This window comes from Escherichia sp. MR, assembly GCF_005280595.1.
In the GTDB taxonomy this organism is placed as follows: Bacteria; Pseudomonadota; Gammaproteobacteria; order Enterobacterales; family Enterobacteriaceae; genus Escherichia; species Escherichia ruysiae.
In genome coordinates this window covers 14,169-30,270 of sequence record NZ_SZVK01000018.1, presented here as the reverse complement: position 1 = coordinate 30,270, position 16,102 = coordinate 14,169, and the positions used below count along the sequence as shown (strand labels likewise).

At 48.8% G+C, this 16,102-nt stretch carries 15 protein-coding genes; 2 read left to right on the top strand and 13 right to left on the bottom strand.

Annotation, left to right across the window (positions count from 1 at the left end; translation table 11 throughout):
* Positions 1-48 precede the first annotated feature (48 nt).
* The 7 genes from tar to flhD form a co-directional block, all read right to left on the bottom strand.
* The gene (gene tar, locus FC814_RS10385; RefSeq protein ID WP_137325900.1) at positions 49-1,710 is read right to left on the bottom strand and encodes a methyl-accepting chemotaxis protein II; all 1,662 of its coding nucleotides are present in this window, start codon (positions 1,708-1,710) and stop codon (positions 49-51) included.
* A 144-nt stretch (positions 1,711-1,854) separates the two neighbouring features.
* Entirely contained in the window at positions 1,855-2,358 is a 504-nt protein-coding gene (cheW, locus tag FC814_RS10380) for a chemotaxis protein CheW (protein ID WP_000147302.1), read from the bottom strand.
* A 20-nt stretch (positions 2,359-2,378) separates the two neighbouring features.
* A complete protein-coding gene (gene cheA / locus FC814_RS10375) occupies positions 2,379-4,343 on the bottom strand; it encodes a chemotaxis protein CheA (protein WP_137325899.1) in 1,965 nt (654 codons plus the stop codon).
* A gap of 4 nt (positions 4,344-4,347) precedes the next feature.
* A complete protein-coding gene (gene motB, locus FC814_RS10370; RefSeq protein ID WP_000788499.1) occupies positions 4,348-5,274 on the bottom strand; it encodes a flagellar motor protein MotB in 927 nt (308 codons plus the stop codon).
* On the bottom strand, positions 5,271-6,158 hold the full coding sequence (gene motA, locus FC814_RS10365; RefSeq protein WP_000906346.1) for a flagellar motor stator protein MotA: 888 nt from the start codon (positions 6,156-6,158) through the stop codon (positions 5,271-5,273). Before motA ends, motB begins: the two co-directional genes overlap by 4 nt.
* A 123-nt stretch (positions 6,159-6,281) precedes the next feature.
* Positions 6,282-6,860, bottom strand: a complete 579-nt coding sequence (gene flhC, locus FC814_RS10360; RefSeq protein WP_001291590.1) for a flagellar transcriptional regulator FlhC — start codon at positions 6,858-6,860, stop codon at positions 6,282-6,284.
* Between the two features lie 2 nt (positions 6,861-6,862).
* Positions 6,863-7,213: a flagellar transcriptional regulator FlhD gene (flhD, locus tag FC814_RS10355; RefSeq protein WP_001516558.1), complete on the bottom strand. Its 351-nt coding sequence runs from the start codon at positions 7,211-7,213 to the stop codon at positions 6,863-6,865.
* A 776-nt stretch (positions 7,214-7,989) separates the two neighbouring features.
* On the opposite strand from flhD, the gene uspC reads away from it, so the two are divergent.
* Entirely contained in the window at positions 7,990-8,418 is a 429-nt protein-coding gene (gene uspC, locus FC814_RS10350; RefSeq protein ID WP_000122665.1) for a universal stress protein UspC, read from the top strand.
* 6 nt (positions 8,419-8,424) lie between these two features.
* Here the strand turns inward: uspC and otsA are convergent, their stop codons facing one another.
* The 5 genes from otsA to araF all read right to left on the bottom strand — a co-directional run bounded on the left by otsA (position 8,425) and on the right by araF (position 14,369).
* Entirely contained in the window at positions 8,425-9,849 is a 1,425-nt protein-coding gene (gene otsA / locus FC814_RS10345; protein WP_137325898.1) for an alpha,alpha-trehalose-phosphate synthase, read from the bottom strand.
* Positions 9,824-10,627, bottom strand: a complete 804-nt coding sequence (otsB, locus tag FC814_RS10340; RefSeq protein ID WP_137325897.1) for a trehalose-phosphatase — start codon at positions 10,625-10,627, stop codon at positions 9,824-9,826. Before otsB ends, otsA begins: the two co-directional genes overlap by 26 nt.
* A 163-nt stretch (positions 10,628-10,790) precedes the next feature.
* Positions 10,791-11,777: an arabinose ABC transporter permease AraH gene (gene araH / locus FC814_RS10335; RefSeq protein WP_000100212.1), complete on the bottom strand. Its 987-nt coding sequence runs from the start codon at positions 11,775-11,777 to the stop codon at positions 10,791-10,793.
* A gap of 14 nt (positions 11,778-11,791) precedes the next feature.
* Entirely contained in the window at positions 11,792-13,306 is a 1,515-nt protein-coding gene (gene araG, locus FC814_RS10330; protein WP_001187835.1) for an arabinose ABC transporter ATP-binding protein AraG, read from the bottom strand.
* A 73-nt stretch (positions 13,307-13,379) separates the two neighbouring features.
* Positions 13,380-14,369 (bottom strand): arabinose ABC transporter substrate-binding protein AraF, encoded by a 990-nt coding sequence (gene araF, locus FC814_RS10325; RefSeq protein WP_000548667.1) that lies wholly within the window; start codon positions 14,367-14,369, stop codon positions 13,380-13,382.
* Positions 14,370-15,158: 789 nt separating this feature from the next.
* Between araF and FC814_RS10320 the strand changes: the two genes are divergently transcribed.
* Positions 15,159-15,662 carry a non-heme ferritin-like protein gene (locus FC814_RS10320; RefSeq protein WP_000246122.1) on the top strand — a complete coding sequence of 168 codons (504 nt, stop codon included), beginning with the start codon at positions 15,159-15,161 and terminating at the stop codon, positions 15,660-15,662.
* An 83-nt stretch (positions 15,663-15,745) separates the two neighbouring features.
* Here the strand turns inward: FC814_RS10320 and yecJ are convergent, their stop codons facing one another.
* A complete protein-coding gene (gene yecJ / locus FC814_RS10315; RefSeq protein WP_000082114.1) occupies positions 15,746-15,997 on the bottom strand; it encodes a DUF2766 family protein YecJ in 252 nt (83 codons plus the stop codon).
* Between the last annotated feature and the right edge of the window lie 105 nt (positions 15,998-16,102).

Below are 16,102 nucleotides of genomic sequence, written 5' to 3'. Positions count from 1 at the left end.
TGCATCATCAGCCTCATCTGGCGGCAATGGCGCTTGAGTAAATACCCATCAAAATGTTTCCCAGTTTGGCTCTTGTTCAGCGATACGCCGCCGCGACTGCGCAGGTGATTGCTCACTGGCAGGCTGGGATTTTAGTGGTGGTTTGTGGTTTAGCTGACTGGCTGCCAGACGAAATGCGGATACTGCCTGCGTTAAACGACCGGCCTGCTCTTCCAGTGCGGCAGCAGCGGCGGCTGACTCCTGCACCAACGAGGCATTCTGTTGAGTGACGCGATCCATTTCCGACACGGCCAGCGCAACTTGATCAATGCCACGGCTCTGCTCATCGGAGGCTGAAGCAATTTCCCCCATAATGTCGGTGACGCGCGTAACCGCATTAACGATATTCGTCATCGTTTCCCCGGCGCTTTCGACCAGCACAGAACCGGTATCAACGCGGGAAACTGAGTCTTCTATCAGAGCTTTGATCTCTTTTGCTGCCTGGGCGCTGCGACTGGCAAGATTACGCACTTCACCCGCCACCACAGCAAAACCACGCCCCTGTTCCCCGGCACGCGCGGCTTCAACAGCGGCATTCAGTGCGAGGATATTGGTCTGGAAGGCAATGCCGTCGATTACGCTAATAATGTCGGCGATTTTTTTCGAACTGTCGGCGATTTCATGCATGGTTTTCACCACGCCATCCACCACTTTGCCGCCGTGCAGCGCGGTGTCGGAGGCACTTTGTGCCAGTTGCGAGGCCTGACGGGCGTTATCGGCGTTCTGTTTCACCGTCGCGGTGAGCTGTTCCATGCTGGCGGCAGTTTCTTCCAGCGCGGATGCCTGCTGTTCAGTGCGTGATGAAAGATCGGTATTGCCCGCTGCAATTTCACGTGTACCGGCATAGATGGCGTCCGACCCCTGGCGCACATGGGTGACTGTGTCGGTCAAAGAACGCTGCATATGCGAAACGCTCTGCGCCAGTTCGCCCATTTCACTGCGCCCATCAATGATGAGGTTATTCGCCAGGTTACCACCGGCAATTTCGCGAATGTGAGCAATGATTTTCGCCAGCGGGGTAAGCAACATACGGCGGATGCCGTACCACGCCACCAGCAAAATCAATACCACCACCAGCGCGATAACCGCCAGTTGCCACTGGGAAAAGCGGTAATCTTCCGCATTGTTAGTGACGATATCGCGGTAAAGTTTTTCACTACTGAGGGCGTACTGAGCAAACGCTTCGCCCATCGCATTTTGCATTCCCTGAGTTGGTTGAGCGAAATAGGCGCCAGTATTGCCATAATCAAGATAATCAATCAGTTCAGTTAACGCTGTGTGATAGTTTTTGTATTTTTCATCAATATTACGACTGGTGGCGACCATTTCAGGTAACGGTGCCATGCTTTTGAATTTTTTAAAATGAGTCGCTGCCTGGGCCAATGTTTTCCTGGCGCTATCAAGCAATTCAACTTTGGCGTTACTTTGTTGATTGGATGAATCCATCATCATCCGCACCGCCGAACGGCTCAAATTAATGCGCGTTTGTAGCATTAAATCCCAGGTTGAGGTGAGCTCACTCTGTTGTTCCCGTAGTTCATTGGAAACGACAAAGCTTTTCTGGCTATGGTGAAGCGAAGAAAAAAACAAACTGCCGGAAATTAGCTGTAACAGTGCGAATACCCCCAGCACCATTACCAACAGCGTGACTACGCGGATACGGTTAATCATAAGGCACCTTCCTGAAAACAAGTTGATCTCGTTATCGGCAAGGAAGGGGGAAACTTTATTGCTGATGCCACCCGCCGCGAAATTGAAATAAAAAACCCGATGCGCAGATCATCGGGTTCATTTCAATTGAGGAAATCAGGAGAATTACGCCACTTCTGACGCCGCGCTATCTAACAGCGCCATCTCTTCGCTATTCAGCAGTTTTTCGATGTTCACCAGAATCAACATACGGTCGCCCAGTGCGCCCAATCCAGTGAGATATTCTGTTGAAAGCGTCACGGCAAATTCCGGTGCCGGACGAATTTGCTCCGCCGTCAATGAAAGCACGTCTGAAACGCCGTCAACCACGATGCCGACCACCCGTTGTCCGAGATTCAGTACGATAACTACCGTGTTGTCGTTATAGTCCACATCCACCTGGCTGAACTTAATTCGTAAGTCAACAATCGGCACAATAACGCCGCGCAGATTCGTGACGCCTTTGATAAACGCTGGCGTGTTCGCAATCCGTGTTACCTGATCGTAGCCACGGATCTCCTGCACTTTCAGAATATCAATACCGTACTCTTCATCACCAAGGGTAAATACCAGAAATTCCTGGCCTGACGGCTCGCTGGCCAGCTTTGTTACATTCGTCATACCGGTCATATTGTTACCTTTTTACTCATTCAGGCGGCGGTGTTCGCCATACGTTGTTCGCGGTTTATCGCCTGCAAGGCAGAAACATCAACAATCAGTGCCACGCTGCCGTCGCCGAGAATCGTTGCGGCGGATATTCCCGGGATTTTGCGATAGTTACTTTCCAGGTTTTTCACTACTACCTGGTGTTGACCAATTAATTGATCCACCAGCAAAGCGTAGCGGCGACCGCCACTTTGCAGGATCACCACAATTCCCTGAGTCGCTTCAGTTTTCGCGCCCGTGACGTTGAACACTTTCCACAGTTCGACGATAGGCAGATATTCACCACGTACTTCCAGTACCCGCTCGCCGCCCGCCAGTGGATGCAGATCAGCTTCATGGGGTTGCAGTGATTCCATGACGGCATTCAGCGGCAGAATGAAAACTTCATCTGCAACACGTACAGACATGCCATCGAGGATCGCCAGCGTCAGCGGCAGTAAAATGCGGATCGTAGTTCCTGCGCCCGGCGTCGATTTGATTTCGACATGACCGCCCATCTCCTGGATATTACGTTTGACGACATCCATACCAACGCCGCGTCCGGAGACATCGGTAACCTGCTCTGCTGTAGAAAAACCAGGAGCAAATATCAGCATTGCCACTTCGTCATCTGTCATGTTGTCGCTGACGGTCAGACCTTGTGAAACAGCTTTTGCCAGAATCCGTTCATGGTTTAGCCCCGCGCCATCGTCGGTCACTTCGATGCAGATGTTGCCACCCTGATGTTCAGCAGACAGAACCAAATTTCCGACGCGGTTTTTGCCTGCGGCGAGGCGTTTTTCCGGCAGTTCAATTCCGTGGTCGAGACTGTTGCGTACCAGATGGGTCAGCGGGTCAATAATGCGTTCTATCAGGCTCTTGTCGAGTTCAGTGGAACTGCCCACCAGCGTCAGTTCTACCTGTTTGCCGAGTTTTCCCGCCAGGTCACGTACCAGCCGGGGATAGCGACTAAAGACATATTCCATCGGCATCATGCGGATCGACATCACCGATTCCTGCAAATCACGGGCGTTACGTTGTAACTGCCCCATGTTGGTAATCAAATCACCATGATTAACCGGGTCCAGTTCGCTCGAACGCTGAGCCAGCATCGACTGGGTGATGACCAGTTCGCCGACAAGGTTAATCAGTTGATCAACCTTCTCTACAGCCACACGGATACTGGTGGATTCACTGCCGCGCGGCGGTTTTTCCCGTTCTGTCCGTACAACTGGCGCTTCTGCGGCGGCAAGTTTAAGCACCGGTGGCGCAGATACTTTCGCCGTAGACTCAACGCTTTCAAAGGCAATCTGATCGGCCTCAATGACAAAACAAAGCACCGCAGTAATGTCGTCTTCCGCAATATCTCCCGCTAATGTCGCCGATAACGAATCGGCTCCTTTCACCACGTCAGTCAACGTTGTCAGATGTCCCAGCTCTTCTTCCAGCAGATCGATTTCTCCCGCTTTCAGGCGCGAAAGGATAATTCGTCGCGACGACTGATTGCGGCTCTGCTCATCTTGCGGTTCACTTTTGGCAACCACACTTAATCGGGTCACTGCGGATACCGTTTCGCCTTTCGCTTCTAATGCCAGTTGACGCAAGGCCTGGCAGATATAATCGAAGCTGGCGGCATCTGGCTCTTGTGACTGTTTATAAGCGTCGAGCTGTTCTTGCATGATGTCCTTCGTTTCCAAAAACAGATTGATAATGTCGGTATTAAGCTGCATCTCACCACGTCTGGCTTCGTCGAGCAGGTTTTCCATCAGATGCGTGGTTTCCTGCAAAACGCTGAAGCCAAAGGTTCCTGCCCCTCCTTTGATCGAGTGGGCAGCCCGAAAGATGGCATTCAACTGTTCGGCATCTGGCGATTCTGGCTGCAAATTAAGCAGATGCTGCTCCATATCGGCTAACAGTTCGTCCGCCTCATCAAAAAATGTCTGATAAAAATCGCTTATATCCATGCTCACGCAGTCACCTCGGTTCGGCTGATGGCATTGTGGGAACACTGACCTGCGGTGCGCTCCCTGTTTTTTCCAGAACACTTACCGGCTCATTCTGGCTTTCAGCGTTTTCATGCAAAATAGCTTGTTCTGCTTGTCTGTTCAGAACCAGCAGGCTGATTCGACGGTTGACGGCATCATCAGGTCCACGATCGCTCAAACGCATGGTGGCTGCCATGCCGACAACGCGCAGAATTTTGCCATCAGCCAGACCGCCCACCATTAGCTCACGGCGCGACGCATTGGCGCGTTCGGCAGAAAGCTCCCAGTTGCTATAGCCTTGCTCGCCATTGGCGTAAGGGAAATCATCGGTATGACCGGAGAGACTGATACGGTTAGGAATACCGTTCAGCACAGGCGCAATACTCCGCAGAATGTCGCGCATATAGGGTTCGACGTCGGCACTACCGGTTTTAAACATCGGGCGATTCTGGCTGTCGATAATCTGGATGCGTAAACCTTCCTGTACCAGATCGATTTTGAGATGTGGACGCAGCGCCCGTAGTTTCGGGTCTGATTCAATAAGCTGGTCGAGATCGCCCCGCAATTTCCGCAGCCGACTTTGCTCCATGCGTTTTTTCAGTTCTTCAATGTCCGGTTGCTTATTCACTTCTCCCTGGCTTTGGGTGTAATCATCACCCCCGCCAGGAATTGGGCTTTCACTATTAGAAATGCGATCACCGCCCGTTACTGCCGTCGCCAGCGGCGTGCGGAAATATTCTGCAATCTGAATCAGCTCTTTTGGGCTGGAGATGGAGATCAGCCACATCACCAGAAAAAAAGCCATCATCGCAGTCATAAAGTCAGCATAAGCAATCTTCCACGATCCATGCGCCGAGCCGTGACTTTTCGCTTTGCGTCGCTTGACGACAATAATGGGATGCGCGTGATTCTTCATGCTTCCTCAGTTGTCGTCTGCTGTTGCGGATTTTTCACTGCACGAACGTGCTCTTCCAGTTCGACGAACGACGGGCGCTCGCTGGAGTAGAGCGTTTTGCGACCAAATTCAACCGCAATTGGCGGTGCATAACCGTTGAGATTAGAAAGCAGTATGACTTTGACGCACTGCATCATTTTGCTGGTCTCTGCGCTTTTCTGGCGCAAAACACTTGCCAGCGGGGAAATAAATCCATAAGCCAATAAGATACCGAGGAAAGTCCCCACCATCGCATGAGCAATCAACGCCCCCAGTTCGGCGGCAGGTCGGTCAGCCGAACCGAGCGCGTGAACCACTCCCATCACAGCCGCGACAATACCAAATGCCGGGAGCGAGTCACCGACCAGCGCCAGACTGTTTGCCGGGACTTCCGCCTCGCTTTCGTGAGTCTCGATCTCTTCATCCATCAAAGCTTCGATTTCAAAGGTATTCATGTGACCACTAATAATCAGGCGCAGATAATCGACAATAAAATCAAGCATGACGGCATCAGCCATAATGCGAGGATAACTGGCGAAGATCTCGCTCTCGCGAGGATTTTCAATATCGCGCTCCAACGAAAACATGCCCATCTGGCGTGATTTCGCCATTAGCCGGTAAAGCAGCGCCAGCAGATCCATATACATTGCTTTGGTGTATTTGGAGCGGCGAAACAGTAACGGCAGCGCCTTAAGCGTGCCTTTGATGGCTTTACCGTTGTTGCCGACAATAAACGACCCAATACCTGCACCGGCAATAATCACCAGTTCAGCGGGTTGATAAAGTGCTCCAAGGCTTCCGCCGGTCATCAAATAACCGCCGAAAACTGTACCGAGAACAACCAGGTAACCTAATAAGATAAGCACGACATCATCCTTTCACTGTTGACCATGACAGGATGTTCAGTCGTCAGGCGTTAACTTACGGTCGGGGAAAAAAGCAGCGACAATCAGTTGCCGCTGCTGGAATGTTTCGCCATATCGCGTGAGTTAAACAGCCTGTACTCTCTGTTCATCCAGCAGTTGAGGGATAATATCGGCAGGGTCTTGAGAAAGTTTACGTCTTTTTACCGCTCGTGATGGCGGCTGACATAAGCTGCAGGCAAAGCTGCCAACAGGCTGATGGGCATGGGTGATAAAATTACCGCCGCAGCACTTGCAACTGGAAAGTTGTAGTAAACCACTTTCAACAAATCGCACCAGTGTCCAGGCGCGTGTCAACGCCAGCAGCGGCCCATCTTCGGCTTGCGGACACTGTTCGAGGTATAAACGATAGGCTTTGATTACTGCATCGACGCCGTTACATAACCCGGTTTTCAGCAAAAACTGCCATGCATTACAAAACATCGACGCATGAACATTTTGTTCCCAGGTCATAAACCAGTCGGTGGAGAATGGCAGCATACCTTTCGGCGGCGGACTTCCGCGCAGTTCTTTATAGAGTTTGATCAGGCGTCCGCGACTTAATTGTGTTTCACTTTCCAGCATCTGCAAACGAGCACCGAGGGTGATCAATTCCATTGCCAGCTGAATATCCCGGGCTTCCTGAACAATGCTTTTTTCGCTCATTATCAGGCCCTTTTTTTACGCAGCACTTCTTCGGGCTGATTAACATCATTCAACAAACGCGTAGAGAGCATGATACCGGTATGAACTTGCTGGAGATCGTCAACGCGGGAATCCTGCGTCAACTGATTAATAGTCTGGTGGCTGTCAAAGCGGAAATGACAAATCAGTTGATTGGTTTCTGCCAGTTTAACCATTTGCGGAAGCGTCAGCGTCGCTAACGTTGTTGCCATTTCTTCATTAATACCGAGACGAAACATGGCGGACGCTTTGTCCTGAACGATCAGACGTTGTGCAAGAAGTAAATATGACAAATTGATGTCATAAATATGTTTCAGCAACTCGGAGGTATGCATTATTCCCATCCAGAATAACTAACTTTATTTTTATGCGGTATCACCGCACCCCGTGATGTCGCCGGGAAATCCCGGTAAAAAGTAAATAACCATGGAATAGTTGCGATCAACGAAAAAACACAAGCATCGTAAGCGATGAAACAATCCCTTACAGAGAATAGTGTTTTTTACACTTAACTAAGATTTTTCCTAATTCGACGCAACTGTACTCGTCACCACTCACACATACAACGGAGCGACGCTGCGATTTTCGATAATGTGTGACTCAGATCACACAAAACACTCAATTACTTAACATTAATGTATAAGTCATACTTTTGTTTTGATGATATTTCATTCTGTTAAAAAGTTTTTCAGCGCCTCTGGCTTCAAAAATGAAGTAGAGGCATAAAATTATTATGTTGCGCACTGTTAATATAAATCACCGTAAATAACCATCTGTTATGTATGAAATAAATTTACTTACCCTCTATAACTTATTTTCAAACAGAGAGTTACATAACATGACCCAGTTCAAGTGAAAATAAAGCCGAGACCCCCTCAAATGTTATATAAATGTTTTTCAAACATTAACCATTTGTTTTATAAGGAAAATAGATAATTTTACTTCTTACAGCCATACTGGCGATCGAACAATAACATTGCGGTACTAATTAATTATTCTTACTAGTAACCAGCCTAATATTTACCTTTTTGACTGAGTTGTTATTGCATCAATGCCTCATTCAGAGTAAAGCTGTAATAACACCTGAAGTTCACAGAATAAGGAGCAGGTTATGAGCTATACCAATGTTCTTGTTGCTGTAGCTGTCTCGCCAGAAAGCCAGCAACTGTTGACAAAAGCGGTCTCTATCGCCCGTCCGGTTAATGGGCGCATAAGTTTGATCACTCTCGCTTCCGACCCGGAAATCTTCAATCAATTAGCCGCACCGATGCTTGAAGATTTACGCAGCGTAATGCATGAAGAAACACAAAACTTTCTTGATAAATTAATAAAGGATGCGGGATATCCGGTAGAAGAGACATTTATTGCTTACGGTGAGTTAAGCGAACATATTCTGGCAGTGTGCCGTAAGCATAAATTCGATTTGGTGATTTGCGGCAATCATAACCACAGTTTCTTTTCGCGAGCATCCTGCTCAGCGAAAAGTGTGATTGCCTCAAGCGAGGTCGATGTACTACTGGTTCCGCTTAAGGGAGATTAACTGCCATTACGCCAGTTTCGGAAAGGTAGCAACTTTATCGCGCTGCTGACTTTCCGCGCTTCGCGGAACTATCTGCTTTAGATCGCGAATAAAATACTCCTGCCAGTGATTAATGTCGTTTTTCACAATAACTTCCAGCATTTCTGCATGGCGGGAAATACGTTCCGCCAGCGACATCGTCAACGCCCGATTGAGCGCCGCCGCAACTTCATCACGATCGTAGGGGTTTACAATTAACGCCGACGTCAGTTCGTTTGCCGCTCCGGCAAATTGCGAAAGTACCAGTACGCCCGGATTGGCAGGATCCTGTGCGGCAACATACTCTTTCGCGACCAGGTTCATTCCGTCGCGCAGCGGCGTCACTAATCCAACATCAGAATAGCGGAAGATTTTCATCAGTAATTTACGATCAAAATGCTGATTCAGATAATAAAGCGGCGTCCAGCCTAATTGACCATATTTGCCGTTAATTCTCCCGGCTTCATTTTCCAACTGATGACGAATATCCTGATACGCTTGCACATCACCACGCGACGTTGGCGCAATCTGGGTATAGCGAATTTTACCGTGATGTTGCGGATAGTTTTCCAGCAACGCTTCATAGGCGAGAAAACGCTCCGGCAAACCTTTGGAATAATCCAGTCGTTCGACAGAAAAGATATTTTGTACGTTTTTCAGTTCCGCTTTTAGTTGCGCCAGTTTTGCCGGCAATGGTCCGGCAGCCTGTTTGGCTATCTCATCTGGTTCAATGCCAATGGGGTAAACTTCGGTTCGAAACGCTTTGCCCCAGGCCGTATGGATTTTTGAGCTACGCGTCGTAACGCGGGTCAGGTTAGAAAGGCAATCCAGGAACGCCAGGCGATCGTTCTCTGTCTGGAAACCCAGCAAATCATAATCACAAAGCTGTTCAAGCAAGGTGTCATACGTCGGCAGCGCATTGAAGATTTCCGGCGTCGGGAAAGGAATATGCAGGAAGAAACCAATGCGATTATTCACCCCACGTTTGCGTAATTCATGCGCAAATGGCAACAGGTGATAATCGTGAACCCAGATAATGTCATCGTCTTCTAGCAGCGGCAGTAATTTATCTGCCAGCAACGCATTTACGCGTAGATAGCCGTCCCAGGCAGGACGCTGAAATTGCACCAGATCGAGTCGATAATGAAATGCAGGCCAGAGAACGGCATTGGAGAATTGGTTGTAGTATTCGTCGAGATCCTTTTCACTGAGGTTAAAAGAGGCCCAGGTAATATTTCCTTTTTTCACCTTTTTTAGCGGCTGATCCTCATTCCCCGTTTCGCCACTCCAGCCAAACCACAGTCCACCTGCAGCTTTCAGTGCACCCAGTATGCCGACAGCAAGGCCACCGGCACTGGCGGCGTGCTCGTCTGGTGGTGCAATCCGGTTAGATACTACGACTAAACGACTCATAGTCATCACTCCTGTTATTTTCTCTTTTTTGTTGTTGTAATGCGTTGGTTATCATTTCAAGCCAGCTCCAGACATCCGGCACGCCCGCCAGCCGCCATGATGCCTGAGTCGCTCCGGTGCCAATTTTCACTGACATTCCACCCAGTCGGTTAACGACCGCGAAGCCAGATTCATCGGTTAAATCATCGCCCAGAAAAACGGGCTTACGGCCGATAAAGGGAGCTTCCTGCATAAAGGCAGCAATCGTCTCCCCTTTACTGGTGTTTCCTGGTTTAATCTCGACGACACACTTTCCCTGCTGTAATGCCATTTGCGGCCAAATCTGGGTAATGCGTTGCGCTAATCTCAATAAGGCGTCTTCGTGCTGCGGCGCCTGACGATAGTGCAGCGCAAACGCCATCCCTTTCGCCTCCAGCTCCGCACCGGGATAGTGGCTGATTGCCGTATGCAGTTGAACACTAATATCGCGGGCAATCGCATCCGGCAGATGAACGATATGCGTTTTACCATTGATGTCACGGCGCTCCGCCCCATGTACACCCGCTAACGGGAAGCGATAAGGTTTTGCCAGTGCGTCAAGCTCGACCATTGAGCGCCCTGATATCAATGCCAATGCACCATCACTTGCGGCTGCCAGTAGCTGAAGTCCTTGCAGAATATTGTCAGGCACGACGACCTGATCGGGATGCGGTTTAATTTCCGCCAGCGTTCCATCGAGATCAAAAAACCAGGCATATTTCGCGGATAGTTCAGGGGGTTCGGTTAACGGTTCTGTCACCCGGTACTCCTCCTTATCTTTTTATAGTTCGCGCAGAACGCGCTTTACAGACATGTAAGTATAGACAGTGTGACGTAGCTCGCCATTTGCAAAAAAGAACAGCCAGCCGTTGTGGCGGCTGGCTGTGGAGGAAAAAAGGGCTAAATTTTTGCGGAAAAAAGCATCAAACAGTGCGTTTCGCTTTTTGCTTGTAACGGTCGAAGATCACCGCCGCCAGCAGGATTAAGCCACGAACCACGTACTGCGCGAAAGGAGAAATATTGAGCAGGTTCATAGCATTTTCTACAGTACCTAAAATTAAGATACCCGCCACCACATATGAGATTTTTCCGATGCCACCTTTCAGAGAAACGCCACCTAAAACGCAGGCTGAGATAACAATCAACTCATAGCCAATCGAGGTCATCGGCTGACCGCTGGTCATGCGCGAAGCCAGAACAATCCCGGCAATCGCCGATACCAGACCAGAGAGAACAAAGATAATGATTTTGGTGCGGACAACCGGTACACCTGCCAGACGCGCGGCCTCTTCGTTACCACCAATCGCCAGCGTATTACGACCAAAGGTAGTTTTGTTCAGCAGCAAGCCAAAGATTATCAGGCAAGCGACAGTGAGCCAGATTGGCGCAGGCAGGCCGAACCAGTTGGCATAACCGAGAGCAAAGAAACTTTCATCTTCGATACCGACCGCTTTACCGTCGGAGATAATATACGCCAGACCACGGACAATCTGCATCGTCGCCAGCGTGGTAATCAAAGCGTTAATTTTAAGTTTGGCGATAACAAAACCATTCACCAGACCGCAGAGGACGCCCAGCAGCAAACCTGCCGCCACGCCTATCCACAGGCTTTCGGTCAGATTGATAACCACCGCCGTAGTAACACCTGCACAGGCAATTACCGAAGCAACAGAAAGGTCAAAGTCACCCGACGCGAGACAGAACAACATGCCGCACGCCACCATCCCCGACATGGAGATTGCCAGCCCCAGCCCTTTCATATTAATGAAGGTGGCAAAGTTCGGGACAAAAATGGCACAGGCGATAAACAGCACCGCAAACACCACCAGCATACCGTACTGATCCCAGATACGCCCGAAGCTGAATGACGACTTAGATGCACCAGAACCCGATGTAGAAACAGAAGACATCATACTCTCCTTACTCAGGCAACTGCCTGGCTGACTTTAGGCATAGCAAGGCTTAGTGCCTGACGCTCATCTGCCTGCTCGTGTAGCAATTCACCCGCGATTTCACCTTCACGCATGACGATAATACGGTCGGCAACGCCGAGGACTTCGGGCAGATCGCTGGAGGCAAACAGCACCGCCACGCCCTGCGCCGCCAGCGCATAAATCACGTTATATATTTCGTGCTTGGCTCCCACATCAATACCGCGCGTAGGTTCATCCAGCAAAATGACCTTCATCTCTTCCGATAACCAACGCCCCAGAATGGCTTTCTGCTGATTACCACCGGAGAGATTCATGATTAATTGCTCCGCTCCCGGCGTTTTGATATTGAGCGAACGAATATGGTGATCAGCATTATTCGCTTCCCAGCCGTTATTGATCACACAACCACCAAGCACATGTTTGCGACGGGCACTGATGTTGATATTGTCACGAACGGAATGCACCGGAATAATACCTTCCGCTTTGCGATCTTCCGGACAGAGCATCATGCCAGCGGCAATGGCGTGACCCGGCTTGCGAATATCAATCGGCTTTTGGTCGATATAAACCTGACCGGCGGTGATTTGCGTACCACCAAACATGCCTTTCATTAATTCGCTGCGTCCAGCCCCCACCAGACCAAACAGACCAACAATTTCACCACTGCGAACGGTCAGGCTTATTGGCGTACGCACGCCTGGCGCCTTAACTGCATCCAGGCGCAATCGCTCCTCACCATAACTACGCGGTTGCCAGCCGTAGATATCGCCGATATCGCGACCGACCATCGCCTGTACCAGAACGTCGTGGTTAATCTGCTGCATATCGGTGAAAGTTTTGACGTAACGTCCATCTTTAAAGACGGTGATGGCATCGCTGAGAGCAAATATTTCTTCCATACGGTGAGAAACGTATAGGATCACCCGCCCCTCTTTTCGTAGCTCACGAATAACGCGGAAAAGATTGTCGATTTCACGGGCAGACAGGGAGCTGGTTGGCTCATCAAAGGCGATAATTTTGGCGTTACGCGCCAGAGCTTTGGCAATTTCAACCATCTGCCACTGACCAATGGAGAGATATTTCAGCGGCGTAGCCGGGTCAATATCCATACCCAGATGTTTGAGTTGTAAACCTGCTTCATAATTCAGCAGTGAACGATTTACAATGCCGCCTTTATGGGGAAGCTGGCCGAGATAAATATTTTCCGCGACGGTCATTTCCGGCACGAGATGCAGTTCCTGGTAAATAATCGCCACGCCCGCGTTAAGCGCAGTGGTCGTGTCGGAAAAGGACATTTCTTGTCCATTAATCACTACAGAACCCGTGGTTGGCGCATAGTTTCCGCTAAGGATTTTTAAGAGTGTTGATTTTCCTGCGCCATTTTCACCCATCAACGCATGAACCTGACCGGCATAGCAGTCAAAACTAATATCCGTCAACGCCTTAACGCCGGGGAAAGTTTTACCAATGCCGCGAAATGAGAGATACGGGGTAGACTGTTGCATAACGTCTCCGTGAATCACTGGTCTTTCACACCCCCTCTGCACAATAAAGGCAGAGGGGAATTTTTACGGCAGATTACTTACCGCCTAAACCTTTTTTCTCCAGTTCTTCTTTAAAGTTGTCGCGCGTAATCAGAACTACATCGGTAACTTCAGTGAATTTTGGTGGTTCTACGTCTTTCGCTACCCAGTTGTAGAGCATTTCGCTGGATTTATAGCCATGTACGTCCGGACTTGGCAGGAGTGAACCGTAGAAACCGGTAGCCTGCGCTTTGGACAGCTCGCTCACCGCATCCACCCCATTGATACCGATACCAATGATGTCCGCCGCTTTAAAGCCCTGACCTTCCGTTGCACGTACACCGCCCAGCACGGTGCTGTCGTTCATCCCGACAATCAACCAGTGTTTAACTTCAGGGTGCTGAACCAGCATGGAGTTGGCGGCGTCAAATGCCCCAGGGATGTCGTTAGATTTGGTAGGAACCTGATATATTTGTTTTTCCGGGAATCCGGCGGCTTTAAGTGCGTCCATAGAGCCCGTGGTACGGCGACGAGCGGTATCCAGTTCGTTGGCAGTAATCGCCATTACGGCACTTTCTTTTACGTCCCAACCACGTTTTTGCATCTCTTTATACAGTTCCTGGCCCTGACGCTCACCAATTTTGGTCGCCGCCATCATCACCAGCGGCACGGTATCCATCGGCTTACCCTTGGCATTTACAAACTGGTCATCCACGGCAATCACTTTCATACCATAGCCACGTGCTTTCGCCACAATTGCGGAACCCAGTTTCGGGTCTGGCGTACAAATGACAAACCCTTTCGCACCGCTGGCAGCCAGACTGTCGATGGCGTTCAGCGTCTTTTCGCCATCCGGCACGGCAATCTTAATAACGTCAAACCCTAAATCTTTCCCGGCTTTATCGGCAAACTTCCATTCGGTCTGGAACCACGGCTCTTCTGGTTGCTTTACCAGGAAACCGAGTTTCAGGTTTTCCGCCATAGCGGATTGTGACATAACGGCAGCCAGACCAATGGCTGCAAGAGCTTTAGTAAATTTGTGCATGGTTATCTCCAGCTTTAGCGTCATTTTGTGTAGGGCAAAAACTAAGAACTTTTGTTAATTCAATCGGAAAACAAAGCATTACCTTTAGCGAAAAGATAATTGACTGTGTTGGCATAGTTTTAGCGAGAAATTAATTCTCCATAGGAGAGCAATATCACATAGCAGAATTACAGTGAGAACGTGCATAAATTCAGCGAGAAATGACATACTGGAAACGGTAATTGTCTGACAATTCAAAAAGGCATTAGCAGAATAATCCATGACATTAGCCTGGAAATCCTTGTGGTATGCGTTGAGAGGCTGGGAGTGTCTTTTTTTAATCTAATTATTACCGGGTAAGAGGTTGTTCATTTACGCTGAATAGTGAAGGAGGATGAAGTCTCTAATCCTTGCAACAATCAATTTCCACATTAATTATCACCACCATTATTAATTAAGGGTAACGCTATAATGAGAGCATCATCGCATAACTAAAAAAATATCTTAAAATATCAAAACATCATCATGTTATTAATAATTTATTTCAATATCAATGAGATATACCAACACAGCGCATTAGGAATTATTGCAAACTAATTGTTCTCATCAATGAAATGTAAAAAAATATAAATCTGGTGATTTAAGGATTTTCTTATATCCGTTCAGACGTTATGCTTATTTCAGATCATCGTCAGAATTGACTCCACGATCACATTTTGGACATGCAGAAAGGAATTATTCTGCAATCAGTAATTACGGTGTTTTGATTCATCTTGCACCTCACGTCTTCTGGATATAAGGATATTAGGTATGGCAACCACTGGAATGCTTCTCAAACTCAACACCCAAATGAACCGCGAGTTTTATGCATCCAATCTCTACCTTCACCTGAGCAAATGGTGTTCTGAACAAAGTCTGAATGGCACCGCTACTTTCCTTCGCGCCCAGGCACAGAGTAACGTGACGCAAATGATGCGCATGTTTAACTTTATGAAAAGTATCGGAGCAACTCCCATCGTTAAAGCTATCGATGTACCAGGAGAAAAGCTTAACTCCCTGGAAGAACTCTTCCAAAAGACGATGGAAGAATATGAGCAGCGTTCAAGCAAGCTGTCACAATTAGCCGATGAAGCTAAAGAATTGAATGATGATTCTACCGTCGATTTCCTGCGCGATCTGGAAAAAGAACAGCAGCACGATGGTCTGTTGTTGCAAACCATTCTTGATGAAGTACGCAGCGCGAAACTTGCCGGTATGTGCCCTGTCCAGACCGACCAGCATGTTCTTAATGTCGTGTCGCATCAGATACATTAATCATGTTCGGCGCTTTAAAACATGCGCCGGATACAAATAATTTTGAGAAAGCCGCTGCTTCATACTTTGAAGCAGCGGTTTTTTTAATGGGATTCACCTTGCGGAGTAAATTTCAGTTCAATCAGCGCGATGGCTTTTTGGATAGCGCGCATCGTTACCGGATCGGCTGCGGCGGGATGGTTAGTAAAATCGATATTCTTCAACTGGCTGGACATTTTTTCACGCAACTCAACAGGTGCGATCACATCGAGTACGTCGAGAATTTGTTTGATTACCAACTGGCAAGCGACAACATCAGAGACCAGTTCCTGATCGGCATTCAGCGGCTGGGACATTGTAAACTCCTGATAGCTTTTTGAAAGCCGCTATAGTAGCGGCTTCCCCTCCACAGCGATAGTCACATCCGCCATCACCAGGGCACAAAAAAACCTGCCGAAGCA